The 25,330-nt window shown below is 44.8% G+C and carries 31 protein-coding genes; 9 read left to right on the top strand and 22 right to left on the bottom strand.

Annotation, left to right across the window (positions count from 1 at the left end; genetic code table 11):
* The 3 genes from ACMXYR_RS03115 (at position 1) to ACMXYR_RS03105 (ending at position 2,361) form a co-directional block, all read left to right on the top strand.
* Complete coding sequence (locus ACMXYR_RS03115) at positions 1-852, top strand: peptidoglycan DD-metalloendopeptidase family protein (protein WP_415902872.1); 852 nt, start codon at positions 1-3, stop codon at positions 850-852.
* A gap of 57 nt (positions 853-909) precedes the next feature.
* Positions 910-1,533: an FKBP-type peptidyl-prolyl cis-trans isomerase gene (locus tag ACMXYR_RS03110; RefSeq protein WP_415902871.1), complete on the top strand. Its 624-nt coding sequence runs from the start codon at positions 910-912 to the stop codon at positions 1,531-1,533.
* 69 nt (positions 1,534-1,602) lie between these two features.
* Entirely contained in the window at positions 1,603-2,361 is a 759-nt protein-coding gene (locus ACMXYR_RS03105; protein ID WP_415902870.1) for an alpha/beta fold hydrolase, read from the top strand.
* Between the two features lie 15 nt (positions 2,362-2,376).
* Here ACMXYR_RS03105 and ACMXYR_RS03100 read toward each other — a convergent pair whose 3' ends face one another.
* The 7 genes from ACMXYR_RS03100 to bioB form a co-directional block, all read right to left on the bottom strand.
* Positions 2,377-3,330 carry a putative metalloprotease CJM1_0395 family protein gene (locus ACMXYR_RS03100; RefSeq protein WP_415902869.1) on the bottom strand — a complete coding sequence of 318 codons (954 nt, stop codon included), beginning with the start codon at positions 3,328-3,330 and terminating at the stop codon, positions 2,377-2,379.
* An 83-nt stretch (positions 3,331-3,413) separates the two neighbouring features.
* The gene (locus tag ACMXYR_RS03095) at positions 3,414-3,665 is read right to left on the bottom strand and encodes a hypothetical protein (RefSeq protein WP_415902868.1); all 252 of its coding nucleotides are present in this window, start codon (positions 3,663-3,665) and stop codon (positions 3,414-3,416) included.
* Between the two features lie 85 nt (positions 3,666-3,750).
* Positions 3,751-4,440: a dethiobiotin synthase gene (bioD, locus tag ACMXYR_RS03090; RefSeq protein WP_415902867.1), complete on the bottom strand. Its 690-nt coding sequence runs from the start codon at positions 4,438-4,440 to the stop codon at positions 3,751-3,753.
* 10 nt (positions 4,441-4,450) lie between these two features.
* Complete coding sequence (gene bioC, locus ACMXYR_RS03085) at positions 4,451-5,239, bottom strand: malonyl-ACP O-methyltransferase BioC (protein ID WP_415902866.1); 789 nt, start codon at positions 5,237-5,239, stop codon at positions 4,451-4,453.
* Positions 5,239-6,015 (bottom strand): pimeloyl-ACP methyl ester esterase BioH, encoded by a 777-nt coding sequence (bioH, locus tag ACMXYR_RS03080; RefSeq protein WP_415902865.1) that lies wholly within the window; start codon positions 6,013-6,015, stop codon positions 5,239-5,241. The genes bioC and bioH overlap by 1 nt, the downstream gene beginning before the upstream one ends.
* Positions 6,016-7,182 carry an 8-amino-7-oxononanoate synthase gene (bioF, locus tag ACMXYR_RS03075; RefSeq protein WP_415902864.1) on the bottom strand — a complete coding sequence of 389 codons (1,167 nt, stop codon included), beginning with the start codon at positions 7,180-7,182 and terminating at the stop codon, positions 6,016-6,018.
* A gap of 57 nt (positions 7,183-7,239) precedes the next feature.
* Positions 7,240-8,283 carry a biotin synthase BioB gene (bioB, locus tag ACMXYR_RS03070; protein WP_415902863.1) on the bottom strand — a complete coding sequence of 348 codons (1,044 nt, stop codon included), beginning with the start codon at positions 8,281-8,283 and terminating at the stop codon, positions 7,240-7,242.
* A gap of 110 nt (positions 8,284-8,393) precedes the next feature.
* Here bioB and ACMXYR_RS03065 point away from each other — a divergent pair, with 110 nt between their 5' ends.
* The 4 genes from ACMXYR_RS03065 to ACMXYR_RS03050 all read left to right on the top strand — a co-directional run bounded on the left by ACMXYR_RS03065 (position 8,394) and on the right by ACMXYR_RS03050 (position 10,633).
* Positions 8,394-9,089, top strand: a complete 696-nt coding sequence (locus ACMXYR_RS03065; RefSeq protein WP_415902862.1) for a ComF family protein — start codon at positions 8,394-8,396, stop codon at positions 9,087-9,089.
* Between the two features lie 98 nt (positions 9,090-9,187).
* A complete protein-coding gene (gene tsaA / locus ACMXYR_RS03060) occupies positions 9,188-9,898 on the top strand; it encodes a tRNA (N6-threonylcarbamoyladenosine(37)-N6)-methyltransferase TrmO (protein WP_415902861.1) in 711 nt (236 codons plus the stop codon).
* Positions 9,899-9,983: 85 nt separating this feature from the next.
* A complete protein-coding gene (locus ACMXYR_RS03055; RefSeq protein ID WP_415902860.1) occupies positions 9,984-10,340 on the top strand; it encodes a hypothetical protein in 357 nt (118 codons plus the stop codon).
* Between the two features lie 119 nt (positions 10,341-10,459).
* Positions 10,460-10,633: a hypothetical protein gene (locus ACMXYR_RS03050; RefSeq protein ID WP_415883536.1), complete on the top strand. Its 174-nt coding sequence runs from the start codon at positions 10,460-10,462 to the stop codon at positions 10,631-10,633.
* A gap of 66 nt (positions 10,634-10,699) precedes the next feature.
* Here the strand turns inward: ACMXYR_RS03050 and ACMXYR_RS03045 are convergent, their stop codons facing one another.
* The 4 genes from ACMXYR_RS03045 to ACMXYR_RS03030 all read right to left on the bottom strand — a co-directional run bounded on the left by ACMXYR_RS03045 (position 10,700) and on the right by ACMXYR_RS03030 (position 13,366).
* Positions 10,700-11,290 (bottom strand): DoxX family protein, encoded by a 591-nt coding sequence (locus ACMXYR_RS03045; protein ID WP_415903625.1) that lies wholly within the window; start codon positions 11,288-11,290, stop codon positions 10,700-10,702.
* Between the two features lie 41 nt (positions 11,291-11,331).
* Complete coding sequence (locus ACMXYR_RS03040; protein WP_415902859.1) at positions 11,332-12,108, bottom strand: DUF2063 domain-containing protein; 777 nt, start codon at positions 12,106-12,108, stop codon at positions 11,332-11,334.
* Positions 12,089-12,940 (bottom strand): DUF692 domain-containing protein, encoded by an 852-nt coding sequence (locus ACMXYR_RS03035; RefSeq protein ID WP_415902858.1) that lies wholly within the window; start codon positions 12,938-12,940, stop codon positions 12,089-12,091. Before ACMXYR_RS03035 ends, ACMXYR_RS03040 begins: the two co-directional genes overlap by 20 nt.
* Before the next feature lie 75 nt (positions 12,941-13,015).
* Positions 13,016-13,366, bottom strand: coding sequence for a hypothetical protein (locus tag ACMXYR_RS03030; RefSeq protein WP_415902857.1), 351 nt, complete (start codon positions 13,364-13,366; stop codon positions 13,016-13,018).
* 320 nt (positions 13,367-13,686) lie between these two features.
* Here ACMXYR_RS03030 and bioA point away from each other — a divergent pair, with 320 nt between their 5' ends.
* Both bioA and ACMXYR_RS03020 read left to right on the top strand, forming a co-directional pair.
* On the top strand, positions 13,687-14,973 hold the full coding sequence (bioA, locus tag ACMXYR_RS03025) for an adenosylmethionine--8-amino-7-oxononanoate transaminase (RefSeq protein ID WP_415902856.1): 1,287 nt from the start codon (positions 13,687-13,689) through the stop codon (positions 14,971-14,973).
* A 9-nt stretch (positions 14,974-14,982) separates the two neighbouring features.
* Positions 14,983-15,414, top strand: a complete 432-nt coding sequence (locus ACMXYR_RS03020) for an acyl-CoA thioesterase (RefSeq protein ID WP_415902855.1) — start codon at positions 14,983-14,985, stop codon at positions 15,412-15,414.
* A 55-nt stretch (positions 15,415-15,469) separates the two neighbouring features.
* On the opposite strand, the gene ACMXYR_RS03015 is transcribed toward ACMXYR_RS03020, so the two are convergent.
* The 11 genes from ACMXYR_RS03015 to rpsF all read right to left on the bottom strand — a co-directional run bounded on the left by ACMXYR_RS03015 (position 15,470) and on the right by rpsF (position 25,233).
* Positions 15,470-15,850, bottom strand: a complete 381-nt coding sequence (locus ACMXYR_RS03015; RefSeq protein WP_415902854.1) for a Na+/H+ antiporter subunit G — start codon at positions 15,848-15,850, stop codon at positions 15,470-15,472.
* Positions 15,851-15,859: 9 nt separating this feature from the next.
* A complete protein-coding gene (locus tag ACMXYR_RS03010) occupies positions 15,860-16,129 on the bottom strand; it encodes a K+/H+ antiporter subunit F (protein ID WP_415902853.1) in 270 nt (89 codons plus the stop codon).
* Positions 16,123-16,611: a Na+/H+ antiporter subunit E gene (locus tag ACMXYR_RS03005; protein WP_415902852.1), complete on the bottom strand. Its 489-nt coding sequence runs from the start codon at positions 16,609-16,611 to the stop codon at positions 16,123-16,125. The genes ACMXYR_RS03010 and ACMXYR_RS03005 overlap by 7 nt, the downstream gene beginning before the upstream one ends.
* A gap of 3 nt (positions 16,612-16,614) precedes the next feature.
* Entirely contained in the window at positions 16,615-18,132 is a 1,518-nt protein-coding gene (locus ACMXYR_RS03000; RefSeq protein ID WP_415903624.1) for a monovalent cation/H+ antiporter subunit D, read from the bottom strand.
* Positions 18,132-18,488, bottom strand: coding sequence for a Na+/H+ antiporter subunit C (locus ACMXYR_RS02995; protein WP_415902851.1), 357 nt, complete (start codon positions 18,486-18,488; stop codon positions 18,132-18,134). Before ACMXYR_RS02995 ends, ACMXYR_RS03000 begins: the two co-directional genes overlap by 1 nt.
* Positions 18,488-21,289, bottom strand: coding sequence for a monovalent cation/H+ antiporter subunit A (locus tag ACMXYR_RS02990; protein ID WP_415902850.1), 2,802 nt, complete (start codon positions 21,287-21,289; stop codon positions 18,488-18,490). The genes ACMXYR_RS02995 and ACMXYR_RS02990 overlap by 1 nt, the downstream gene beginning before the upstream one ends.
* A 430-nt stretch (positions 21,290-21,719) precedes the next feature.
* The gene (gene dnaB, locus ACMXYR_RS02985; RefSeq protein WP_415903623.1) at positions 21,720-23,114 is read right to left on the bottom strand and encodes a replicative DNA helicase; all 1,395 of its coding nucleotides are present in this window, start codon (positions 23,112-23,114) and stop codon (positions 21,720-21,722) included.
* Between the two features lie 91 nt (positions 23,115-23,205).
* Entirely contained in the window at positions 23,206-23,652 is a 447-nt protein-coding gene (gene rplI, locus ACMXYR_RS02980) for a 50S ribosomal protein L9 (protein WP_415883525.1), read from the bottom strand.
* A gap of 37 nt (positions 23,653-23,689) precedes the next feature.
* Complete coding sequence (locus tag ACMXYR_RS02975; protein WP_415902849.1) at positions 23,690-24,544, bottom strand: hypothetical protein; 855 nt, start codon at positions 24,542-24,544, stop codon at positions 23,690-23,692.
* A gap of 18 nt (positions 24,545-24,562) precedes the next feature.
* Positions 24,563-24,790: a 30S ribosomal protein S18 gene (rpsR, locus tag ACMXYR_RS02970; protein ID WP_007020960.1), complete on the bottom strand. Its 228-nt coding sequence runs from the start codon at positions 24,788-24,790 to the stop codon at positions 24,563-24,565.
* Positions 24,791-24,813: 23 nt separating this feature from the next.
* A complete protein-coding gene (gene rpsF / locus ACMXYR_RS02965) occupies positions 24,814-25,233 on the bottom strand; it encodes a 30S ribosomal protein S6 (RefSeq protein ID WP_415883523.1) in 420 nt (139 codons plus the stop codon).
* Positions 25,234-25,330 lie beyond the last annotated feature (97 nt).

The following is a 25,330-nucleotide window of genomic DNA, read 5'->3' as shown; positions in this document are numbered from 1 at the left end:
ATGATCAGAAAAGCATTCACCAAATCACTTATACTCTTTACAGGCTTATGCGCTTTCAGCATCAATGCGCAAGCTCTAGAACTTCCAACTGAAAGCCGTGTACCTGGCGGCGTAGCCATTTTACCGCTTGAAGGCCTAACATCAGCTATCGCGCCATCCGCTTGGTATAAGGGAAATCGCGTTATGGTGCTACCTTCAACAGATACCGCATACGCTGACACTAGCAAATGGATTGCTGTTGCAGGCATCCCATTAAGCGCCAAACCAGACAAGAAACAGCATCTAAGAGCGGACGGAACCTCGTATTATTTCCAGGTTGAAGACAAAGCCTACAAGGCTCAATACCTAACTATAAAAAACAAACGCCACGTAGAGCCTGATCCAGAAGATGTAAAACGCTGGCGCCGCGAGAAAGCTAAAATGGTCGCAGCATACAAACACTGGAGTGAACCTGAGCAATTACCGACTCGGTTTGTTACTCCTGCTGAAGGCCCTTATAGCAGCCCATTTGGCTTAAAGCGTTTTTATAATAAGCAGCCTCGCAACCCTCACAGCGGATTAGATATTGTAGCACCTAAAGGCACGCCAATTACCGCGCCATCTGCAGGCACTGTTGTCGACACTGGACACTACTTCTTTAATGGCAAAACAGTCATTGTGGATCATGGTTACGGCATGACAACAATGTACTGCCATATGAGCAAAATTGATGTAGAAATCGGTGACGTACTTCAAACAGGTGACAAGCTTGGGGAGATAGGATCGACAGGTCGTTCCACTGGGCCACATCTTCATTGGGGTGTAAGCTTGAATAATACACGCGTCGACCCCATATTGTTTTTAAGCAAATAATTTTCTATAGCGAGCTGCGAGATTGCTCGCTTTTTTTGACTCAACGAGAATCAATAAATGTCTGATCTTCAATTTGAAACACTAGAACAGAAAGCAAGCTACGGTATCGGCCGTCAAATGGGCGACCAGCTGGCACAACAGCCATTCGAAGGCATGGACCTGAATGCCATCTCTGCAGGTATCGCGGATTCTTTCAACGGCGAAGCGATGCGCGTAGAAGTTCAAGAGATCCAAGAAGCGTTCAACGTAATCAACGAACGTCTTCGTGCAGTTCAAGAAGCACAAGCTAAAGAAGCAGCTGCTGCCGGTGAAGAATTCCTAGCTGAAAACGCTAAACGTGAAGGCGTTGTTGTTCTTGAATCAGGCCTACAGTACGAAATCATCGAAGCAGGTGAAGAAGGCGACAAACCTTCTCGCGAATCCACTGTTCGTACCCACTACCACGGCACTTTCACTGACGGTAAAGTATTCGACAGTTCTTACGATCGCGGTCAACCAGCAGAATTCCCTGTTGGCGGCGTAATCGCTGGCTGGACTGAAGCTCTTCAGCTAATGAACAAAGGCGCTAAATGGAAGCTATTTATCCCTTACAACCTAGCTTACGGTGAGCAAGGTTCTCCAGGCGGCATCCCTCCTTACTCTGCGCTTGTATTTGACGTAGAGCTACTAGATATTCTGTAATATCTAAGTAAGTTAATACCCAAGGCGGCCCTGACTTATCAGCGCCGCCTTTATTTTGAGTAATAGATAATGAAACTGAACTATCAGATTCACGGCGAAGGTGAACCTTTAATAATTTTGCACGGCCTTTTTGGCACCCTTGAAAACTGGGGCGCTCAAATCAAGGTTCTGTCAGAGCACTTCCAAGTGATCGCTGCCGACATGAGAAATCACGGCCGCTCTCCACACTCGGCGGAGATCGACTACGAACTAATGGCTAGTGACATTGCTGAGTTGATGCAGGATTTAAAGCTCAACAAAGCCCACATTATCGGTCACTCAATGGGCGGTAAAGCAGCAATGCAATTTGCTATTACTCATCCAGAACTGATAGCAAAGCTGGTTATTGTTGATATAGCCCCAGTGGAATATACACCCCATCATGACGATGTATTCAAAGGACTATTTTCTGTTGATCTAGCATCCCTTAAATCACGCAGCGATGCAGACAAACAGCTTGCAGACTACGTCGATGAATTGGGTGTTAGAGCATTCTTGCTGAAGAATCTTTACCGCACTAAAGATAAGAAATTTGCATGGCGAATGAACTTAGACGCACTGCATAGCCAATACTCAAACATTAGCGCAGCTCCTCAAGGTAACCCCTATACAAATCCAGTCCTATTTATTAAAGGCGCTAAATCGGATTATCTACTGCCTAAATATCGCGATGCGGTTTTAGGACTATTCCCTAAGGCAGATTACAAAATCATCCAAAGTGCTGGCCATTGGCCGCACGCGGAAAAACCGGCTGAATTTACACAGCTCATATTGGATTATTTACAGTAGGAAAGGATTATCAGCTTAAACTTGCTGATCGAGTAGAGAGCCTTCAGGGAAAAGCTTTTGGAAGACACCGGCATCAACTAGCTTTTTGTTGATCTGTGCCAGCTCTTTATTAATGTCTTTCATTCGTTCATTAAAGTCACTTAGAGCTTCAGCAGCACCATCAGAACGAGTCTGTTGCTGATCTCTAAATTCCTGTAAACGCTCACCTGCAGTTGGAGAATCATCCTCTTCTTCAGATTCTGAGTCTTCAGCAGCACTCGCCTCTTCAGCTTTTACATCTTCCTCTTGCTGAAGAATTTCAACTCGTGCTTCAGCAGCCATGGCACGAGCATCAGCCGCTGCTGCACGGTCAGCCGCAGATGGTTCCGCTACACCTAGCGCAGCTCGCTGGATAGTTTCTGCTTTTTCTAAAGTCGCCTCTGGATCATTCGGCACTGGGGATGTATCTATTTTTACTTCGCCGGCAACCGCATAAAGGCGACCATCCGGACCACGTTCATAGGTATAACTCGGAGCAGAGGTATATTGCCCACCGATTGTAGCGTGCGCCTGCTCATGAGCTCTAACTTCACGATCCCGTTTAGCAAGCTCTCGGGTTATTTCGAGCTCTTGCTGCTCTTGTGCTTGCTCAGACTTAGAAACACCTAATGAAGCTGGAGGAGGAGCAGAAGATGGTGATGAAGATTCCAAGCCTACCAACTCAGCATCATCAGATTCCAAACCAACAAGTTCTCCATCTTCTCGTTCGAGTTCTGTGGACCTTGTGCTGGCAAGGCGGGATAGCTCGGCCGCTTCGGCCGAAAGGGTCACGCGATCTCGGTTAACCAAGCCGCGGCTGGATTGCAGCTCTTGTTCAGGCGCCACATTTTCAACAGTCGCAAGCACCTTCCTCGCTTCACTCGAGCGAAGTTCTTGCGGTATTGCACTCGCATTCAGTGCTTGGGAATTAGCTGCATTGAATATCTGCATCAGCTATACCCTCTGTTGATTATGTGCAAAGCAGCTTCTGCTTTCACCTAGTTCACCACATCCATTTATTAGTTAATATACGCTTACACACGTACATTAATAATCGCACCAGGCTCGCCTGGTTCTTCCAATTGACTGACAACTTTTGTCGCAGCAGCTTCTACATCTGTACCTGCAGCTGATTCTAGTACCGCTTGGTTTTGATCACGGCCTGTTGCTTCTTCAGGTTGGTCTGGCTTACCCGAGCCAGTTGCATCACTGGCAGCTCGTGGCGCGTTGTCTAAACCACGATTAATACCGACCAAACCTGTCTGCAAAGCATTGGTTACATTCATAGCCACCACCTCTATATTTTTTAAACACAGCTATGGCAACAGTAATTATAGAACATCGAGATAAGATGTTCATTTTTTGATCATGTTAATTATTCAACAATAAATCGAGATCAATATATTGGGCAACATTTTTGGCCGAAGGTTCATCTAGATATGGCACTTCGCCAAGTAGAGGTGCACGCAGCATGTTTGCGATTGTTTCAACATTCTCACCATAACAATCCATTTCTGGATCAACACGGTTAGCAATCCAGCCAGCTAACTGAAGACCATCGCGGGAGATACTTTCAGCAGTCAACAAAGCATGATTAATACAACCAAGCTTCATACCCACTACCATGATCACTGGCACATTCAAAAGCTTAGGGATATTAGCCATCGTTTCACGAAAACTTAGTGGCACTCGCCAACCACCTGCGCCTTCAATAATCACAAAATCAGCAGGCTGCATTAAAGCGCCTTTACACATCGCAGCTATGCGATCAGCGCTTAATACACGGTTTTCTTTCATTGCGGCAATATGCGGTGCGATAGGAGGCTTAAATGCAAAAGGGTTTACTTGCTCATACGCCATAGCAACGGATGCCACCTCTTGTAGAGCAAGTGCATCAGAATTTCGTAAGCCGTCATCTGTTTCTTCACATCCAGCGGCAATAGGCTTCAAACCAATCGTTCTTAGATCACGCTGATTAGCGGCTTCAATCAGTCCCGTAGAAACTACGGTTTTTCCAGCATCGGTATCTGTACCTGCAACAAAGAAACTTCGCTTACCCACAACCTAACTCCTAAACTTCTTTTTCAAATACAGCGTATATAACCTGATAGGTCGCCGGCAAAGCCCCATCATTCAAACGTTGCTGTTCATAACCTTCTTTAAAACGGCGTACCCGCTCTCGCCCAGTCAGACCTTGTTGCTGACCTGCGTTCATATTGTGCGCCCCAAGCCTTTTAAGCTCATCTGTTAGCTGTTTTAACTGCGAATAACGTAGAACCTTATTCTGTTGCTCTAACGTTTGACAGCAAAGCGCTGCCGGCAGAGCAGCCTTTAACTGCTCCACTGGCATAAACTGATTCACATGGGTGAAGCTATCCGCATGGGACCAAGCTTGACGAAGCTCTTTAAGGGTATCGGGCCCCAGCGTAGCAACCACAAAGCGACCACCCGGCTTTAACACACGGCTTATCTCTGAGAACAAACCCTCGACGTCTTCACACCACTGTATCGCCAAACTTGAAAAGATCAGATCTAACTGCAGATCAGCAATCGGCAACGCCTCAGCATCAGCACAGATCCAATGAGTTTGATCTTCACAGCGCTGCGCACGGGAGAACTGCAACATCCCCAATGCTAAATCTAGATTAAGTAAAGTTGAATCAGGGTAGGCATGCTTCAGCTTAGGGGTAAAGTAGCCTGTACCACAGCCTAAATCCATCATGGTGGATACAGTTTGCTCAGGAAGATAAGCTAATAACTCTTGCCCCACCTCTCTTTGCAAGTCAGCAACACTGTCGTACGTCTGAGCAGCCTTACTAAATGAATCCGCTACACGGCGCTTATCAATCAACAGATCCACTATGATTGATCCCCTTGAACAAAACCAAGAATATCAGCGACCACGTCAGCTTGATGGGAAAGGAAAGGTAAGTGGCCCGCACCGGCATAAGTCACCACTTCACCACCACTTATACTCTGACAAGCTTCTGCTGCTGAATTTGGAACAAGGTGATCGACTTCACCAAATAGGTGTAACACCGGTACAGCTAGATTCTTTAACTCTGGACGCTGATCTAAGCGCAATAAAGCCAAGCTCTCTTCAACTGCCGAATGCTCCACATCCGATAGGATCACTTTAAGTGCCTTCAGGATCTCTCGACCTGCTTCAGCTCCTTGCGTTTGCAGCATGACAAAACGGGTTAAGGTCTTTTTCTGATTCTGAGCAAGCGATGTTTCGAAAGCTTGGTGCGTTGCTTCATCCATAGCCGATGGCCAATCATCGCGCTGAACAAAACAAGGATTAGAAGCAATAGTAATCAACTTATCCACACGCGAAGGGAAACGATCCGCAAAAGCAACGGCGATCTGTCCACCCATCGACCAACCTAACCAGATTGCCGATTCAGGCACCTGCTCCACTAGCAGATCCAATACTGCATCAAGCGTATAAGGGGTAGGAAACTCTTGTGAACGGCCCAAACCCGGTAGATCGATAATCGTTAGGCTAAAATGCTCTGCTAATTGATCAGCAAATGGGCCCCATACCTGCCCTGTCATCCCCCAGCCGTGTAATAGAACTAGTTCAGGCTTACCTTGGTTCTCGCGGTACTCTTTATAAAGCTTTACTTGGCTCATCTACGCCTGCTCTTTAATAACTTTTTCTAAAGTGCCTAATAAGCGCTCAACTTGCGCTTCTGTATGCGCGGCACTTAAGGTCACTCTTAATCGTGCGCTGCCTTGAGGAACGGTTGGCGGACGAATCGCACTGATGAATATGCCTTCTCGCTCAAGCCCCTGACTAATTTGGATCGCTTTATCTGATTCGCCAATTACAATTGGCTGAATCGGCGTTGGAGAGTCCATTAGGTCCAAACCCAAATCATCACAACCTTTTCGAAATTGCTGGATCAACGCTTCGAGCTTTTCTCTACGCCAGTTTTCTTCACGCAATATACGCAAACTCGTTAAGGTAGCAGCAGCCACTGCTGGCGGCATGCTTGTAGTGTAGATATAGGTTCTAGCGTGTTGAATTAAGGTCTCTATAAGCTCTTCAGAACCGGCTACAAATGCACCCGCAGTACCAAAGCCTTTGCCCAAGGTGCCCACCAGCACTTCCGGTGAATTCGGCCCCATAGCAAAATATTCCGCACAGCCACCACCTTGCTCACCTAAACAACCAAAGCCATGCGCATCATCTACCATTAACCAAGCATTATGATCACGACACACTGAAGCGAGTGCAGGCAGATCAGCCACATCACCGTCCATACTAAATACGCCATCAGTAACCACTAACTTACGTCGTGTTTCTGATTTACTCAGGCGTGTATTTAAGCTCTCTGGGTCATTATGCAAGTAACGCTGAAAACGTGCGCCACAAAGTAAACCGGCATCCAATAAAGAAGCATGATTTAAGCGGTCCTGAAATACCGCATCTTGTTTATCCAATAAAGCATTTACGGCACCTATATTCGCCATATACCCGGTTGAGAAAAGTAGCGCTCTTGGTCTGCCTGTAAATTCAGCAAGCGCCTCTTCTAGTTCATGGTGAGCCTGGCTATGCCCATTCACTAAATGTGAAGCACCACCACCAACACCATACTTATCTGCCGCTTTTTGAAAGCTTTGGATAACATCAGGATGATTAGCCAATCCCAAATAGTCATTTGAGCAGAAGGCAAGATACTCGCGCCCATCCACGCTCACCATAGGTTGCTGCGGTGTTTCTAACGTACGGCGTTGACGATAAAGAGATTGCTGCTTTCGCTGCTGCAGCTCTTCAGATAAGGAGTCAAAAGACATAGTAACTCTCTAAGAGGTATAGAGTAGGAGGTAGTCTTCGCTACCTCCTATAAGCTATTAAGCTTCGTAGAAGTGAGAACTGTCCTGCTGCTTCTGCAGGTTGCTCATTAATGCTGCTTCTTGGGTTTCATCCGTATCAGAGATACGTTGCTCCATGTTGATACCCAATTTCTTAAATAATTGAACATCGCGATGTGTTTCTGGATTTGGTGTGGTTAACAGACACTCTCCGTAGAAAACAGAGTTAGCACCAGCAAAGAATGTCATCGCCTGCATTTCATCGCTCATTTTTTCACGACCAGCAGACAAACGAACATGAGATTTAGGCATCATGATACGTGCCACCGCAATCATACGAATGAAATCAATATGATCTAAATCTTCAACATTTTCTAGCGGTGTACCCGATACTTTAACCAGCATATTGATTGGTACACTTTCAGGCTGCACTGGCATATTCGCTAGTTGCATCAATAAACCGTAGCGATCCTTGGCCGTTTCGCCCATACCCAAAATACCACCACTACAAATCTTCATACCGGAATCACGAACATTCTGTAGCGTGTCTAAACGATCCTGGTAAGTACGGGTAGTGATAATTTTGTCGTAAAACTCAGGAGAGGTATCCAAGTTATGGTTGTAATAGTCCAAACCCGCATCCGCAAGCTGTTGAGCCTTGCCTTCATCCAACATACCCAAAGTCATGCAGGTTTCTAAACCCATCTCTTTGACCTTTTGAACCATTTCGATTACATAAGGCATGTCTTTATCTGCTGGGTGCTTCCACGCCGCGCCCATGCAGAAACGGGTTGAACCTGTTTCTTTGGCTTTACGAGCCTTCTCCAATACTTTTTCAACTTGCATCAAGCGCTCTTTTTCCAGACCAGTATTGTAATGACCACTCTGCGGGCAGTATTTACAATCTTCTGGGCACGCACCTGTTTTAATAGAAAGCAGCGTACTAACCTGAACTTCATTCGGGTCGAAGTTTTCGCGATGCACTATTTGCGCTTTAAACATCAGATCATTAAAAGGCAGTTCAAACAGAGCTTTTACCTCTGCTTCTGTCCAGTCATGACGAATTGCACCTAGTTGTTGCATCTTGCTTCTTCTCCCGAGAAAATAGCGATACAGGCAGGAAGCCTAGCACCACGATAAAACGTACCAAAATAAAGCGACAATTTTATCCTGACAGAAGGAACTGTCAACCAATGAAAAAACCACCAGTAGACTACAGCTTGTTTTTTAACCTATGCATTCTATGCCAGCTCAAGCTTGATAAGCCCTCTAAAAGCAATATCTGCTCTAGCTGTTTACAAGACCTGCCTTGGCTAGAGTACTGCTGCAAAGTCTGCGCTCTTCCCCTCCCTAGCGATCAAGACAACTTAATTTGTGGTCAATGCCAAAAGAAACAACCGGCCTTTAAGCAAGCTCAAGCACTTTTCCACTATCAATTTCCTATTAACCAACTCATTAGCGGCATTAAATTCAATCGTAATACTCAGTTTATAAGCCATATAGCACGACTGATGGCTGACCATTTGACAACTCACCAACCCATCGATTGCTTGATGCCTATCCCCATGCATAGATATAGCCTTATGAAACGAGGCTTTAATCAAGCAGCGCTCCTCTGCGAGAAGATTAGCCAATACAGCAATATACCCTCAGACCATAAATCACTGATCAAAATAAAGAGCACACCACAACAGCGCTCCCTATCCCGTAAAGAACGACTCAAGAATCAAAAAGGCGCTTTCAAATGCAAGCCGATATTACATAAACGAATATTGTTAATTGATGATGTAATGACTACAGGCGCGACTTTAGAAGCAGCGAGCCTCGCGTTACTCAATGCCGGTGCTGAACAGGTCTATGGATTAGCTTTAGCTCGAACAGATAAATAGTGTGCTAAAGAATAAAAAGAAGAGTAGTGGCATTAAAGGAAAATAAAGAGTACAAACCTGAGGTTAAGACTAGTGACAACTAATTTGCGACATCACTTATGCCAAATACCTATTCTATAGTTCCAATCGCCGTCATCCGAAGCCCTTATAAAGAGAAATTTGGCATCCCTAGGCAGCCAAATTTAGCGAAAAGCGTAACAGCTCGTGTTGAGATCTTAGAAGAGTTTTCCAGTGATGAGATTGTTAGGGGCTTGGAAAACTGCAGCCATATTTGGCTCGTTTTCCTATTTAGTGAGTGCATTGATAAAGGCTGGAAACCTACAGTCCGTCCTCCTCGCTTAGGCGGAAATAAAAGGCTTGGGGTATTCGCCACACGCTCACCTTTTCGCCCCAATCCTATCGGGTTATCTCCTGTACGCTTAGTCAGCATAGAAAAAACCTCTAGCGGAATTGAATTAGTGATTAGTGGTGCAGACCTATTAGATGGCACTCCTGTCATCGATATAAAGCCATACCTTCCATACTCAGACATTATCTCTGATGCTGAATACCCAATGGCAGATGAAATCACCCTTCTAGCTCAACCAGTTGTATTCTCGGATCAAGCCCAACAAGAAATTTCAGCCAGTGAAACCCGGTTACAACAACCGTTAAAGCAGCAACTTAGCGAACTTCTGAAATGTGATCCGCGTCCGGCCTATAAAAAGAACGATACCGAAAAAAGCTACGGAATAAAGTTACACGATCTTAACGTTCGCTTTAGAATCACAGATAAAGAAATAACGGTTGATTCAATCACGGTCGAATAGCATCCGCCTCAACGATAGCGAGACTGATTCAGCTCTTCTTCAGGCTAAACTAATTAATATACGCCTATAGCTTTTGGAGGCTTATATGCTGTATTTACGCGCATTGATCTGCACTGCACTAGTGACTTTTTCGGCATCAGCACAAGCAAATGAACATTTAGAAAAGATTCCTGATTGGTTACTCACATTGCCCGAGAGTATCGAGCAGCTTGAAAGCACGGGAAAGACGAGTTCTATCTATCTGAAGAACTACATGCAATGTATGGATGATCAACAAGCGCTGAATCAGAAGGAATCTCCCACAGTCGGCCAGGTTATCGACAATGCTTTAGACGCGAGTAATGAATGCGCGCCTTTGCTAAACGATATGCTAGATGAAATAAAAGATTCCGTAGGGTCGCAAACGCCTTCATCCGATAACCAAACTAACAAAAGCTTATAACCAAACACCTGATCAATAATTAAACAAAATTTTGACTAAAGTATAAAACCCGATTAAAATGCTCGGGTTTTTATTTGGGATAGAAGTCTGAAGGAGTCAGGTTAACTATTGAGGTGTATATGAACTTTACTTTTGCACAAGCTGAACAAATGATCGAAGAATCCAGCGCACTGTTTGAATGTTATTTAGAGCGCGTTTTTGAGTCTGAATCTTTTACCGATCTCATTAGTGCATCTCATTGGTATAACGACGCTTTTGTATCTCTGATCGTTAATCCGACACAACCGCGTTAATCGATCTGTATCCCCTAATAAAAAAGGCCTCTAAATCGAGGCCTTTTTTATATCTAAATTCTAATCTTACTTACAGCAGCGGCGGATCCAATAATCTACACTCACGAATCGTCCAGCACCAGTAAAGAACAAACTAAACAACATCACGAAATAGGTGATAGCAAACTCAATACCGTTATTTAAAATAACAACAGACCCACGCCCTGTTAGCCAATTATAGTGTCCATGCTCCTGCAGCAGACTCTTAGCCGCAGCCAGACGCTCTTGAGCCTCCATGACTCTGTCATTAGCCAACCAACTACTCCCATCAGAGATAGCCAACCAACCGTTTTCCCAATGCACGGCAAATGCAGCCACTAGCATAGTTATCATTAACGGAATGCTAATCCAGCGAACAGCAAAACCGACCAACAGAAGTGCGCCACCGATTAATTCAGTGCCGGTCGCCAAAGCAGCCATTAGTTCTGGTAAGGGTAGACCGAGACCCAACTCTTTGTTTCCAAACCACTCAACGGTGTTTTCGAAACCAGTATATTTATTCCAGCCCGCCTGCAAAAACACAGGCGCCAGATACAATCTCAACAACAAAGGCGCTAGACCATCTGCACACTTCGTATTATCTAAGATATCTTGTAAACGACTAACAAAACTAACCATAGGATTCGACATAACCTCACCCGTTATCCAATGAGTGGTAACTAAACTCTTGTACCTAACACTATGCCCTTAGAACGCAGATGCTCCAATGTACTTAAACCGCCTGAAACCACTTGGGATGGATCAGGATGTTGCATCTCATTCGCTATTTGCTGTAACGCCTGCTCACCCGTGAGCGATTCATCTTCAGATAACAGGTACAGCAACCGTCCCGTGACAGAATTAACTTCCATAAACTGCACTTCATCTTCTCGATTACGGTAAGCAATCAAGAACGTTGGTGTATCCGAAGGTTCTGTCGGCTGATAATCCGGACGCACGCAATGTACCGGATACTGATAGGAAAGAAGCCAAGCCAAAGGCGATTGCACGGGATGCTGTGTTAATAGATCTCCATTTACATCAATATGTTGCATAGGTAGCTCTATCTCTGACGCATCTAATGCGAGTTCAACCCATTCATAATGAATCAGCTCTAATAGAAATGCAGGATCATCTGCTTGCGGTTCTCGCTCGTTTTGAACGTAAGCAATAAATTCCTGACCAATTTCAAGAAAGTAAGGTGTCTGGCAACGATGTTTATCAAAAAAACCGCGCGCCAACTTATTCCAATACTCTTTCGAACTAATCTGTTTTAAAACCGGGAAATTTCCAGACAAAAAGCCTTCAACATTATTGAAGAAGAGGTCTCGGTAAATACCCATGCGACGGTCTTCGATACCATCGGGGCCATCATTCTCATCGGGATTACGAATATGTGCAGCAAACTCGTATTGCAGCTGCTGGAACTTAGGCATTTCAGGCAACGGTTTGTGCATGACGCATCTTCCATTGATTTTGATAGGAACGAACCTGATCTACCTCTGCTAATAGTTCAGGCAGCGGCGGAATATTAAAGTCACGCTCTAATAACGTCGGCACTAAACCAAATTGATCATATGTAGATTCCAACAAAGACCAAACTGGATCAACGACAGGTGCTCCATGCGTATCAACGATAAGGTCTTCAGCCTCGTTGTAATGACCTGCGATATGAAGATACATAATCCGTTCTGCAGGCATTGCCCTTAAGAACGTCTCAGCATCATAACCATGGTTGATACTGTTCACATAGATGTTATTAACATCGAGTAACAGATCGCAGTCCGCTTCTGCCAAAACAGCTAACAAGAACTCTTGCTCAGTCATCTCAGCACCAGGCGCTGCGTAGTATGAGACATTTTCCATCGCAATTCTTTGCTCAAGCACATCTTGAACTCGACGGATCCTCTCTGCTACGTATTTCACCGCTTCAGCAGTAAAAGGAATAGGCATCAAATCATAAAGATGACCATCATCAGAACAGTAGCTGAGATGTTCGGAGTAACCGCGAATATTGTGCTCTTTCAGAAAGACTTTAAGGAGAGTCAAAAATTCCATATCTAAAGGCGAAGGGCTACCGATAGATAGAGATAGACCATGAGCCATAAAAGGGTGTCGTTCGGTATATTGTTTAAACGCTTTACCAAAACGCCCACCAAGCCCCATCCAGTTTTCCGGAGCAATCTCTAGAAAATCAAATCCATTAGGATCAATCTCTTTTAGCGTCTCGGACATACAACGGCGAAAGCCGAAGCCTGCCCCGGTGACGGGATAGCGGTCTTTATTCATCAAATACCTAGCCTTAAAGTCAAAAGACCCTGAGGGTTCAGGGTCTCTATTAAGTATTACAAAGGGTATTTGAGCTTATTTAGAACCGCCACATTTACCTTCGCCACACTTGCCTTCCGACTTAGCAGCCTTGTCACCGCCACATTTACCTTCACCGCACTTGCCTTCAGACTTAGCAGCTTTATCACCACCGCACTTACCTTCGCCACATTTGCCTTCAGACTTCTCAGCTTTTTTACCGCCGCATTTACCTTCACCGCATTTGCCTTCATTCATAGCAACTTGCTGGCTATAACCAGAAGATAGATCAGTTGTAGCAAATGGGTTTTCAGCAGCTGTCGCAACAGGCGCCGCTACCATACCCGTCATAAATGCTGCACCAACAGCGGCAACCATAGGTTTTACAGATGTATTGTTATTAGCCATTCTTAATTCACCCCAAAATTGAAAAAAATTATTATCTTGCTTGTTTTGTAAAACTCAGAGCCTGTCACGAGCTCTTGCGTTTGAGACTACAGCTTGTGAATAAAGTTTCACCAAGCTCTAAATTAAGTGAATTTTTTTTCATAATCACTCATTTTCTAAAATTTTTTCGCTTATTTATTAATATGTTACAAAAATTTAATATTTTAGGGCTTTTTTACATAACAATCACTCAGTGATTAAATCAGAACTTGCCTTGATCAAAAATTTTAAGCAGGCTCTAATACTCCTAATTAAAATTTCGATTAAGGGCACTCCTAAGCATGATCACTTCTGAGCAGGTTTCTTTTGACCAGCAACACATCTGGCACCCCTACTCGTCCATGATCAACCCTCCCGCGGTTTACCCTGTCGAATCGGCTAGTGGCGTTAAATTAAAGCTAAGTAACGGCAAAGAACTTATCGATGGTATGGCATCGTGGTGGTCGGTTATTCACGGCTATAACAATCCAGAATTAAACCAAGCAGCCCATGAGCAGATCGATAAGCTGGCGCATGTCATGTTTGGCGGCCTTACGCATGAACCTGTAATCAATCTATGCCAAAAGCTGGTAGAGATGACGCCTGCTAATCTCGATAAAGTGTTTATCGCCGACTCAGGCTCTGTTGCCGTTGAAGTCGCTCTTAAAATGGCTATTCAATATCAACACGCCCGCGGTAAGCCAGAAAAACATAAGCTACTTACCATTAAAAATGGCTATCACGGTGATACCTTTGGTGCGATGGCCGTATGTGATCCGGTTACGGGCATGCATGAAATTTTTACTGGGGTACTACCACAACATTTCTTTGCGCCAGCTCCTCAAACAAAATTTGAACAGGGCTGGGATGAAAGCGATATCGCTCCTTTACGCCAATTACTTGAACAACATCATTCAGAAATAGCAGCACTGATCTTAGAGCCCGTTGTTCAGGGCGCAGGCGGTATGCGCTTTTACTCACCGCAGTATTTGAAAGAAGCTCGCGCACTGTGCACTGAATTTGATGTATTGCTCATTGCCGACGAGATTGCAACCGGTTTTGGTCGAAGCGGTAAGCTGTTCGCGTGCGAACATGCAGGAATCGAGCCTGATATTCTTTGTCTAGGTAAGGCGATCACCGGTGGATACATGTCATTAGCAGCCACACTTACAACAAAGCATATCGGTGAAACCATCTCCGCAGGTGGTGCTGGCTGCTTTATGCATGGCCCCACATTTATGGGCAATCCTCTAGCATGCGCTATTGCTAATAAAAGCTTGGAGCTATTGGTTAAAAACGATTGGCAGACAAACGTCACTCGAATCGAAGCCGGATTAAAAGCAGGCTTAGCACCAGCAGCGGAATTAGATAATGTACATGAGGTACGCAGCTTAGGTGCTATTGGCGTTATCGAGATGAAAGAAGCTGTTAATACTGCCAAGATTCAAAAGTTATTTATAGAGCGTGACTTGTGGATAAGACCCTTCGGCAAACTAGTGTACGTGATGCCACCTTACATTATGGCAAACGATGAATTAGAAAAGCTCACCTCTGGAATGGTAGATGCTGTCTCAGTTTACAAAACTTAAGGATTAGATATGGCCCGCATTAAGCTAGACATGCCTGACAACTATATTTTTTCCACAGAATTACCTGTGCGAATCAGTGATATTAATTACGGTGGCCATCTAAGTAACGATGCCATGCTCTCTATCGTGCATGAAGCGCGCATTCGCTTCCTCAGCCATTATCATTATGGAGAGTTAGATATTGAAGGGCTCGGTATTATCATGACTGACTCAGCCATCGTATACAAAGCAGAAGGATTCCATGGTGACCAACTTCAGATCGATATCGCCTTAGCTGATATTAATAAGTATGGCTTCGACTTTTTCTATCTGATAACCAACAAGAAAACCGCTGTTGAAGTGGCTCATGCAAAGACTGGCGTCGTTTTTTTCGATTACGATAAACGTAGCGTTACTGCTGTGCCAGAAGCCTTTATAAACAAAGTCATTAGAGATGCTTAAATCAATTTTCTAAACACAAAAAAGGGGCACTTAATGCCCCTTTTTCAGATTCAATTTAACCTTCAGACTTTTCGCTTTGCCCCAGCGGTTCTCGATGTTTTGCGGGTTCAGCTAACTCTTCATTTACGCTGCCTTTATTAATTTTTACCTGCAGGTGTAATGCTGTTTTAGCCAACATCATTGCACTTACAGGCGCTGTAATGAAAAGGAAGATCGTAATCAAAAGTTCGTGAGCACTCACGCCACCATTACGGTACGAAGTGATCAACATCGAAGCAATCAGAATAGCCCCCATGCCTAAGGTTGTAGCTTTCGTCGGTGTATGCAAACGCATATAAAAATCAGGCATTTTCATTAACCCGATCGAGCCTAAAAGAACAAAAGCTCCACCCATTAGCAGCAATGCCGAGCCAATTAGCTCAATATAAAAACCCATGCTTAATTCCTACTCAATGATGTCGCCACGTAACAGATATTTACACAATGCCGCTGTACTTACGAAACCTAACATTGCAATCAAAAGAGCAGCTTCAAAATAGAGCGACGTGCCCATAATCAAGCCAAACAAAAGGATCAAAGCAATACTATTAATATACATAGTATCCAACGCCAAAATGCGATCTGGTTGATCCGGACCATTAAACAAGGTTACAAGGTTGAGCGTCATCGCAATCACAACCATGGCTGTAGCAGCAATAAGACTGAACATTAACATCCGAAAATCTCCTTCAGTGGCTGTTCGTAGCGCTCTTTTATCTCTTTTATAGTTCCAGCCTCATCCACAAGGTTAAGCGCATGCACGTATAACCATTTTTGGTCTATGGATACTTCAGCACTCACAGTTCCAGGTGTTAAAGAGATCGTACTGGCCAATACAGTTATCGGAAAGTCGCCTTCTATATCCAAAGGAATAGCGAGAAAACCAGGCTTCAAACGCTTGGCAGGTCCAAGCACTTGAACAGCTACTTCAAAGTTTGCAGAGACAATATCTCCTAACACTTTCAGAGCATACAAAACCACTTGAAATGGCTTGTTTATATTTAAACGATGCACCTGAGTTCCTCTTAACAGCAAAGGAATTCCAATCGCTAAGATAGAAGCTAATACCAGATGACCCGGTGCTATTGATTCATTCAGCAACAGCCAAACAACAAATAAAATTAAGCTTTGCCAAGGCATTGGAAAGATCATACGCATACCTTAACCTCCATTCTCATTTGACGCTGGCAGCAGGATATAAGGGTTTTCTGCTTGCTGATAAATTTGGTTCGCAGTTTCCTGAGTAAACTCAGTCACGGGACCACCAAAAATCACCAATAGTGGCGACATCACAAGCAGGAAGAAGACAGCTACAAACTTCACTTTTGGCAACTTTTCACAGTGGTTTGCATCACCACTAACTCGCCAAAACAAAGTAGACCCACCTCGGGACATGGCTACAACGCCCATTAAGCTAGCCAGTAAAATAGCAGACCACGCCCAAGCCATCTCTGCAGGTTCCACAGCCGTTTGCAGTATCATCACTTTACCCAAGAAGCCTGAGAAAGGAGGCAAACCGATCATTGATATAGCGGCTAACGCAAACGCAATTCCAAGCGGAAGCGACTGACACATCCTACGAGAGCGAGCAAAACGATCTGATACTTTACCCCTCTGTTCAGAAATTGCGTCAGCAAGAAGGAACATCGCGCCAGTAATAAGCGTTGAATGGATCAGATAATAAAGTGCAGCGGATGCAGACTCAGGTGTATTGATTGCCAAAGCACACAGTAGCGTACCGACAGAAACAATCACTAGATTGGAAACCAACATACGTAATGTCTGGCTTGCTAGAGCGCCTATAGCACCCATAACGAGCGTGAGAACCGCGATCGGCCATAACCAAGCACCTGCCAAGTTAGCCAACTCGCCAGCATAGTCGCCAAAAACAACCGTAAAGATACGCAAAATACTGTATATACCTACCTTGGTCATAATCGCGAATAACGCGGCTACAGGGGCACTCACACTCGAGTAGGTTCTCGATAGCCAGAAATGCAGCGGGAACATCGCAGACTTCAAACCAAACACAAGTAAAAGCATCATACCGCCGATTTGTGCGAGCAATTTATCCTCGCCAGACAAGGTACGAATTTTCACTGCCATATCGGCAATATTTAGAGTTCCCAACACCCCGTACATAATCCCTAGAGCGAACAGGAATAGAGCTGAACCCACTAAATTTAACGTTACATAATGTACGCTCGCCAAAGTCTTCTGCTTACCACCACCGTGAACAACCAACGCATAAGAAGCAAGTAATAGCACCTCGAAGAATACGAACAGGTTAAATATATCGCCTGTTAGGAATGCGCCGTTAATCCCCATCAACTGGAACATGAACAGCGGGTAGAAAAACATACCTCCTCGATCATCCCCTGCGGCACCATAGAGCAAAGCACCAAAGGCCAGAACCATGGTTAGCAAGATCATCAAACTAGATAAGCGATCAGCAACAAGAACAATACCGAATGGCGCTTGCCAGTTACCTAACTGATAAATGGTAATTTCACCGCTACCTGCCGTAATCAGTAACTGAATTGCGACAATTAAAGTAACTGCTGCACCAACAAACGTGATGAACCTCTGACGGTTTAGCGTCGTAGAGAAAGGCGGCAGCATCATAAGTACTGCCGTTAGCATTGGCAGCAAAACAGGTAAGATCGGAAGATGTTGCATCATTTCGACTTATCCTTCTTCTCAATATCTAAAGCTTTCTCACGCCCATCAACATGATCATTACCCAGATCCGCACGAGCCCTCATCGCTAAGATGACCGCGTACGCCGTCATCGCGAAGCCAATCACGATGGCAGTCAACACCAATGCTTGCGGCAGAGGATCTGCATATTGTTCAGACGAACCTAAAATAGCAGCCCCATTAACGATCAGTCGACCACTGGAGAATAGGAAAAGGTTTACAGCATAGGACAGCATTGTCAGTCCCATAACTACAGGGAACGTTCGACCTCGAAGTGTCAGAAAAATACCGCAGGTAGTTAACACACCCACGCAGAGCGCATACATTAGTTCCATTACAGATTCTCCAACTCACGAGCGTCCACTCGTTCTGAAGTTGTCAATTTACCTAGGTTCGCCAAAATCATCATGGTTGCACCAACAACCGTGAGATAAACACCAAGGTCGAACAACATGGCGCTCGCCAGTTCAAATTTACCGACCCACGGCCATTTGAAGTAATCGAACCATGAAGTTAGGAATGGACGGTCGAATATGAAACTACCGACCCCGGTCATAAATGCGATCAACAGACCAGAACCGATCAGCGCCTGATATTTAAGACGTATATTCTCTTTCATCCATTCAACACCATTAGCAATGTATTGCTGGATTATTGCAACGGCCGTAATAAGGCCCGCAATGAAACCACCACCTGGCTCATTATGGCCACGTAAGAAGATGTAGACTGATACCAGTAACGCCAATGGCAGTAGCATTTGCGAAATAGTCGACAGAACCATTGGATGTGAATCAGTGCTCCAATGACGTCCATGCTCATCGCCAGAAGGCATATAAAGGCGCATACGAACAATCAGTTTATAGATACCTAACGCTGCGATACCCAGTACCGTAATTTCACCAAAGGTATCAAAACCACGGAAGTCCACCAAAATCACGTTAACTACGTTAGTACCGCCACCACCTGTTTTACTATTCGCAACAAAGAAATCAGAGATTGATTCAAGCGGACGCGTCATCATCGCGTAGTTAACCGTACCAATGATGCCACCAATCAAAGCCGAGATACTGAGGTCACGAACTAGGCGTCGAGGAGACGATTCTTTCGGCGTATTCTTCGGCAAGAAGAACAATGCAAGCATCAGCAAAATCACGGTTACTACCTCTACAGCCAGCTGTGTCAGTGCAAGGTCTGGCGCAGAGAAGCGAGTGAAGGCTACCGACACGATTAGACCTACGACAGAAAGCATGAGTAGAGAGGTCAAACGTTTTCTGTGCCAAACCATGGTCGCAATCGCAGCAAGGATCAATAGCAAAGCAGCCATACCCGAGGCATAATCAAGCGGTATTTGTGATCTAAGCCCAGCCGTCTCCTGTAGATTCACCAGAGGCATCACAGAAACAGCAAAGATCATAAACAAGAAGATGGACAAATAACGTTGTAACGAACCGTTTTCAATCCACTCAATAACTGCGCGAGTTGAGTTAACCAGTCTTTGTACCCAACCCTCAAAAACCAACTTAGAATCTGGTTCCGGGAATTGCCCTTGGAATTGAAAGAGTTTTTTACGGTTGTAGTAGATGATAAAGCCACCCAGCATGGCTAGTACACTCATCAACAACGGTACGTTAAAACCGTGCCAAATTGCTAAGCTAAATTCTGGCATTGGACCTTGTAAGGTAGCGATTGAAGCTGCGCTCAGCAGATCAATGACAACGATACCTGGAACCAAGCCCACAACAATACAAATAGCGACCAAGATTTCTACCGGCACTTTCATGTAGCGAGGCGGCTCATGCGGAGTTTTCGGCAAATTAACCGGCTCGCCATTAAAGAAAACATCGTGGATAAAACGTAATGAATACGCCACCGAGAAAGCCGCACCCACTGTCGCCAATACAGGGATTACCCAAGAGAGGGAACCTAAAGTTGCTTGATCCAATGCTTCCGTAAAAAACATCTCTTTAGATAGGAAGCCATTCAGTAACGGTACACCCGCCATAGACGCCGCAGCAATAATCGCCAAAGTTGCGGTATACGGCATATATTTCCACAGACCATTTAGCTGGCGCATATCGCGTGAGCCAGCCTCGTGATCAATAATACCCGCCGCCATAAAGAGCGATGCTTTAAAGGTAGCATGGTTGATAATATGGAAGATTGCAGCGACTGCAGCCATCCGTGTATCCATACCTAATAACAGCGTAATCAAGCCAAGGTGACTGATAGTCGAGTAAGCAAGAAGACCTTTCAAATCATGCTTAAAGAGCGCCATGTAAGCACCGACTAACAGTGTACATAGACCTGTGATGCTCACAATCAGGAACCACATATCTGTTCCAGACAGCACTGGGTAGAAACGTGCCATCAGGAAGATACCCGCTTTTACCATTGTCGCTGAGTGAAGGTATGCGCTTACAGGTGTTGGAGCTGCCATCGCATTTGGCAGCCAGAAATGGAATGGGAACTGAGCAGACTTTGTAAAAGCCCCCAAAAGCACCAATACCAAAATAAATGGATATTGAGCAGATTCTCGAATTAAGTTACCACTGTCGAGCACTGCCTGAAGATCGTAACTACCAACCACTTGGCCAATTAGAATCACGCCTGCTAACAGCGCCAAACCACCTGCGCCGGTCACAGTAAGCGCCATACGCGCGCCTTTTCGTGCTTCTGTTTTATCAGACCAAAAACTAATAAGTAGGAAGGAACTAATACTGGTCAATTCCCAGAAGAACCACATTTGGATCAAGTTACCTGAAGCAACGATCCCCACCATAGCGGTCATGAACAGCATCAAATAGGCAAAGAACTTACCTATAGAGTCTTTCTGGGATAAGTAATACCGAGCATACAAAATGATCAAAAGACCAATGCCCAATATCAATAATAAGAAAAGGAAGCTTAAACCATCGAGCCTAACAGATAGCTCCAAACCAGCCGCAGGCACCCAATCGACAGCGTAAGCAAATACCTCGCCTTGGAGTAACTGAGGACTGATAGAGAGAACTATTCCCAAAGCAACAGCAGGTGCAATCGCAGTTAAAATAGTACAGACGGTTCGACTAAAACGAGCAGCATACAATGGCACAAGGCTGCCCAATAAGGGTAATAACAATACCGCAAACAATTTCATACGTGTCTTTTTCCGGTTAATCCCATTACCAAGAATGGATAGAAATGTGTTTTCATTACTATATAACCGCCCTAACTTAAGGACATGAAAACATCCCAATTTTCTATGTTTTTATTCACACTGTCCATGGAAACTCGCCTTCCTAACCCGCAATATTCACTAACAAAGTGGGTATTTATTTACATATGAATTTATTAATATTTCCGAGCCATTTCGCACATTAAAAAGGCACTATAGTTGGGCAAACCTCAGCTCTAATCTAGTGCAAAAACACCCTTAATCCAGATTATCTAGACGTAGCGATACTACCAAACACTAACAACAATGAATCATTATTAGCTTAGCAGCTACCAGAATAACTCTATGATAATTAATTAAAAAGCCAAGTTCAGAGTATCAATTTCAGACACTATATCAACCCCAAATACTTTTAATCATCCATACCCGCATATTGCGCATATACATCAGGAGCAAGGTTTTCGAACTTAGTGTACTTACCAATAAAGGCCAGACGACTAGTACCTATTGGACCGTTACGCTGCTTACCGATGATGATTTCAGCCACACCCTTATGCTCTGAGTCTTCGTTATATACTTCATCACGGTAGATAAACATAATCACATCAGCATCCTGCTCAATCGCACCCGATTCACGCAAATCTGAGTTTACAGGACGCTTATTCGGACGCTGCTCAAGCGTACGGTTAAGCTGAGACAAGGCGACAACAGGACATTCAAGCTCCTTCGCAATCGCCTTCAAAGAACGAGATATTTCAGAAATTTCTTGGGTACGACTCTCAATACCCGGGGTTTTCATCTGCATTAGCTGCAGATAGTCAATCATGATCAGCGATAATGGACCATGCTCACGCACGATTCGTCGAGCACGGGTACGCAATTCGTTAGGACTGATACCTGCCTGATCATCGATAAACAATGGCTTATCACGCATCATATTGACGGCCGTTGTCAGTTTTGGCCAATCCTCTTCTTCCAAGGAACCGGTCCGCACTCGCGTCTGATCGATACGACCCAACGAAGACAACATACGCGTCATCAATTGTTCCGCAGGCATCTCCAAACTAAATACTAAAACTGGCTTATTATTGGACATTAACGCATTTTCCACCAAGTTCATGGCGAAAGTCGTTTTACCCATCGATGGACGCGCAGCAACAATAATTAGATCGGAAGGCTGAAGGCCCGCTGTTTTGGCATCAAGATCATCAAATCCGGTGGTCACACCGGTCATATCCCCATCACTGTTAAATAGGGTATCTATTCGATCTACTGCTTTTTTAAGCAGCTCATTTACACCTTCAGGTCCGCCTTGGTTAGGACGATCCTCCGCAATTTGGAAGATTTTTTGCTCCGCTGAGTTAAGTATCTCTTCGGAGGTTTTACCATCAGGATGAAAGGCATCATCTGCAATTTCATTCGCTGCAGAGATCATTTGGCGTAAAAGCGAACGGTCGCGAACAATTTCGGAATAAGCACGGATGTTAGACGCACTTGGCGTGTTCTTAGCAAGCTCGATCAGATAATCTAGCCCGCCCGCACCTTCTAGATCACTGGTTCGATCCAATTCTTCAGATAAAGTAACAACGTCAATCGGATTACCATCGTTAACGAGCTTACGCATCGTACGATAGATTTTTCGATGCTCCTGACGATAGAAGTTATCATCTAGGACCACCTCAGAAACTGTATCCCAAGCATTGTTATCCAGCATCAAACCACCCAGAACTGATTGCTCAGCTTCCATCGAATGGGGAGGCACCTTGATCCTTGCTAGATCTTCATCTGTTATTTCACTTTTTTCCATCATTCACAACAGCCTAAAAACAAAAAAGCACCGCATGGAAAATCCACGCAGTGCTTTATAGTACAGTACAGTACAGCTTAGCTAAAGACGATTACTCGCCTACAACAGCTAGCTTAACTGTAGCAGTAACTTCTGGGTGTAGTTGAATAGCGATGTCGAATTCACCGATAGCGCGTAGAGCACCTTCAGGTAGACGAACTTCACTCTTATCAACGTCTGCACCAGCAGCAGTTACAGCGTCAGCGATGTCACGAGTACCGATAGAACCGAACAGTTTACCTTCGTCACCACACTTAGCAGTGATAGTAACTTCTTTCTCGTTCAGTGCTTCAGCACGTGCAGTAGCAGCAGCTAGTTTTTCTGCAGCTGCAGCTTCTAGCTCAGCACGACGCTCTTCAAATTTAGCAACGTTAGCTTCAGTTGCAGGAACAGCTTTGCCCTGCGGTACTAGGTAGTTACGACCGAAACCGCTTTTTACGGAAACTTTGTCACCGAGGTTACCTAGCTTACCAATTTTCTCGAGTAGAATAACTTCCATCTCGTAAACCTCTTTTGTTCTGCAAAGAATTGCAGTCCTAATTCTTAACTGGAATTCGCGATCTGATATCAACAAAACTATCAATAGCAGCCGCAAATACCAGCAGCGTAATCACATACGGTCCCATAAAGAAGGCTGCAAAATAAAATGCAACCAACCAAGACCTTCCTAAATCACGTTTAGCCAAACTGCCATGTATCAATGCGATACCCGCAATGATCCAAGGTAACAGCAACAGTGGTAACCAGCGTAACGACTCCAGCTCTAACTGGTAGCAAATGAACGATGCTGCAATTAACACTCCTGTATACAGCTGAGGCAGTCTCAAAACATGAAACTCTCGCTGAAAACCGCTCGGGTTGTACAACCCAGCTTGCCAAGAGCGTGCCAGCATTACACTGACAAGCATCATTACCGTATGCACTGATGTTAAACCACCCAACATGAGCTGCCTTAGCTGCTCTTTATCAAGCTTGACCTCTTGGTTAGCTTGACTAGCCGACTGCACTAAAAACTTATCTAACTGCTTAATTACTTCATCAAGATAGCTGCTAAGCATCATATCCATGCCTACGCTCGCTATAGCTCCTATAGGCAGTGCAATCATTAGCACTTTTGCCCAAGAAACCGTTTCTCTTAAAGTAATTGCAAGGACATAAGTTCCTAGAATTACAGCCAGTGGTGTCGGGTCAGACACACTGTATGCCCAGACTCCAGCAGGCAATAATGCCCAAATCAGTAGTCCGGTGCCTTCACTTCGGCCTTTACGTAAAGTAACCAAAGCTACGGCAGCTGCACTTACCCAATAAAGTAATGGCAGCAAGGCGGCGACAACCGCCACAAAAGCCGCTTGTTTACGGCCTTTCATGACCAATTCGGCCAAGGCACGCATAGCGACTCTCCTACCTAATTACTGATGGCTATCAGTGTAAGGTAGTAGCGCTACGAAACGAGCACGCTTGATAGCAGTAGCCAGCTGACGCTGGTAACGCGCTTTAGTACCTGTAATACGGCTAGGTACGATTTTGCCAGTTTCGGTGATGTAACCTTTTAGTGTGTCCAGATCTTTGTAATCGATCTCTTGAACACCTTCAGCCGTAAAACGGCAGAACTTACGACGGCGGAAAAAACGAGCCATTGTATCTCTCCTCAGAAATTAAATTACTCAGCAGCTTCTTCAGAAGCTTCCGCAGCAGGTGCTGCTTCTTCAGCTGGCTTTTCAGCAGGCTTTTCTTCACGGCGAGGCTTGCGCTCTTCGCGAGATTCAGCAGCTTTGATTGGAGAGATCTCAGTGATCGCTTCTTTACGACGGATAACCATGTTACGCAGAACAGCATCGTTGTAACGGAATAGGTTTTCTAGCTCGTCTAGAGTTTCCTGACCACATTCGATGTTCATCAGGACATAGTGTGCTTTATGAGCATTGTTGATTGGGTAAGCCAACTGACGGCGGCCCCAGTCTTCTAGACGATGAATTGTGCCTTCTGCACCTTCAATTAGAGAGGTGTAACGCTCAACCATCGCAGAAACCTGCTCACTCTGGTTCGGGTGAACCAGAAATACGATTTCATAATGACGCATTTTAGCTCCTTTCGGGTTAATAGCCCCCTGACCACACCATGTGGTAGGCAGCAAGGAGATTGGAAATAGTTCTCCAAAGGACGCGTAATTCTACGCG

This window comes from Neptuniibacter sp. QD29_5 (genome assembly GCF_047778125.1).
In the GTDB taxonomy this organism is placed as follows: Bacteria; Pseudomonadota; Gammaproteobacteria; order Pseudomonadales; family Balneatricaceae; genus Neptuniibacter.
This window is presented reverse-complemented; position numbering and strand designations above follow the sequence as displayed.

What these genes read in the sequence shown, in the direction of transcription:
- ACMXYR_RS03115 (WP_415902872.1), top strand. Translation starts at nt 1, where the DNA reads ATGATCAGAAAAGCATTCACCAAATCACTTATACTCTTTACAGGCTTA.
- rpsF (WP_415883523.1), bottom strand. Translation starts at nt 25,233, where the DNA reads ATGCGTCATTATGAAATCGTATTTCTGGTTCACCCGAACCAGAGTGAG.
- tsaA (WP_415902861.1), top strand. Translation starts at nt 9,188, where the DNA reads ATGCCAAATACCTATTCTATAGTTCCAATCGCCGTCATCCGAAGCCCT.
- ACMXYR_RS03005 (WP_415902852.1), bottom strand. Translation starts at nt 16,611, where the DNA reads ATGCGTATGATCTTTCCAATGCCTTGGCAAAGCTTAATTTTATTTGTT.
- ACMXYR_RS03045 (WP_415903625.1), bottom strand. Translation starts at nt 11,290, where the DNA reads ATGGTTAGTTTTGTTAGTCGTTTACAAGATATCTTAGATAATACGAAG.
- ACMXYR_RS03030 (WP_415902857.1), bottom strand. Translation starts at nt 13,366, where the DNA reads ATGGCTAATAACAATACATCTGTAAAACCTATGGTTGCCGCTGTTGGT.
- ACMXYR_RS03040 (WP_415902859.1), bottom strand. Translation starts at nt 12,108, where the DNA reads ATGCACAAACCGTTGCCTGAAATGCCTAAGTTCCAGCAGCTGCAATAC.
- ACMXYR_RS02975 (WP_415902849.1), bottom strand. Translation starts at nt 24,544, where the DNA reads ATGCGTGCCTTGGCCGAATTGGTCATGAAAGGCCGTAAACAAGCGGCT.
- dnaB (WP_415903623.1), bottom strand. Translation starts at nt 23,114, where the DNA reads ATGGAAAAAAGTGAAATAACAGATGAAGATCTAGCAAGGATCAAGGTG.
- ACMXYR_RS02990 (WP_415902850.1), bottom strand. Translation starts at nt 21,289, where the DNA reads ATGAAATTGTTTGCGGTATTGTTATTACCCTTATTGGGCAGCCTTGTG.
- ACMXYR_RS03065 (WP_415902862.1), top strand. Translation starts at nt 8,394, where the DNA reads ATGAAAAAACCACCAGTAGACTACAGCTTGTTTTTTAACCTATGCATT.
- rplI (WP_415883525.1), bottom strand. Translation starts at nt 23,652, where the DNA reads ATGGAAGTTATTCTACTCGAGAAAATTGGTAAGCTAGGTAACCTCGGT.
- ACMXYR_RS03035 (WP_415902858.1), bottom strand. Translation starts at nt 12,940, where the DNA reads ATGAATAAAGACCGCTATCCCGTCACCGGGGCAGGCTTCGGCTTTCGC.
- ACMXYR_RS03050 (WP_415883536.1), top strand. Translation starts at nt 10,460, where the DNA reads ATGAACTTTACTTTTGCACAAGCTGAACAAATGATCGAAGAATCCAGC.
- ACMXYR_RS03095 (WP_415902868.1), bottom strand. Translation starts at nt 3,665, where the DNA reads ATGAATGTAACCAATGCTTTGCAGACAGGTTTGGTCGGTATTAATCGT.
- bioF (WP_415902864.1), bottom strand. Translation starts at nt 7,182, where the DNA reads ATGTCTTTTGACTCCTTATCTGAAGAGCTGCAGCAGCGAAAGCAGCAA.
- ACMXYR_RS03015 (WP_415902854.1), bottom strand. Translation starts at nt 15,850, where the DNA reads ATGGGTTTTTATATTGAGCTAATTGGCTCGGCATTGCTGCTAATGGGT.
- ACMXYR_RS03055 (WP_415902860.1), top strand. Translation starts at nt 9,984, where the DNA reads ATGCTGTATTTACGCGCATTGATCTGCACTGCACTAGTGACTTTTTCG.
- ACMXYR_RS03010 (WP_415902853.1), bottom strand. Translation starts at nt 16,129, where the DNA reads ATGTTAATGTTCAGTCTTATTGCTGCTACAGCCATGGTTGTGATTGCG.
- ACMXYR_RS03105 (WP_415902870.1), top strand. Translation starts at nt 1,603, where the DNA reads ATGAAACTGAACTATCAGATTCACGGCGAAGGTGAACCTTTAATAATT.
- rpsR (WP_007020960.1), bottom strand. Translation starts at nt 24,790, where the DNA reads ATGGCTCGTTTTTTCCGCCGTCGTAAGTTCTGCCGTTTTACGGCTGAA.
- bioH (WP_415902865.1), bottom strand. Translation starts at nt 6,015, where the DNA reads ATGAGCCAAGTAAAGCTTTATAAAGAGTACCGCGAGAACCAAGGTAAG.
- ACMXYR_RS03100 (WP_415902869.1), bottom strand. Translation starts at nt 3,330, where the DNA reads ATGCAGATATTCAATGCAGCTAATTCCCAAGCACTGAATGCGAGTGCA.
- bioB (WP_415902863.1), bottom strand. Translation starts at nt 8,283, where the DNA reads ATGCAACAACTAGGTGCAATTCGTCATGACTGGACAGAAGCAGAGGTA.
- ACMXYR_RS03020 (WP_415902855.1), top strand. Translation starts at nt 14,983, where the DNA reads ATGGCCCGCATTAAGCTAGACATGCCTGACAACTATATTTTTTCCACA.
- bioA (WP_415902856.1), top strand. Translation starts at nt 13,687, where the DNA reads ATGATCACTTCTGAGCAGGTTTCTTTTGACCAGCAACACATCTGGCAC.
- ACMXYR_RS02995 (WP_415902851.1), bottom strand. Translation starts at nt 18,488, where the DNA reads ATGGAACTAATGTATGCGCTCTGCGTGGGTGTGTTAACTACCTGCGGT.
- ACMXYR_RS03110 (WP_415902871.1), top strand. Translation starts at nt 910, where the DNA reads ATGTCTGATCTTCAATTTGAAACACTAGAACAGAAAGCAAGCTACGGT.
- ACMXYR_RS03000 (WP_415903624.1), bottom strand. Translation starts at nt 18,132, where the DNA reads ATGCAACATCTTCCGATCTTACCTGTTTTGCTGCCAATGCTAACGGCA.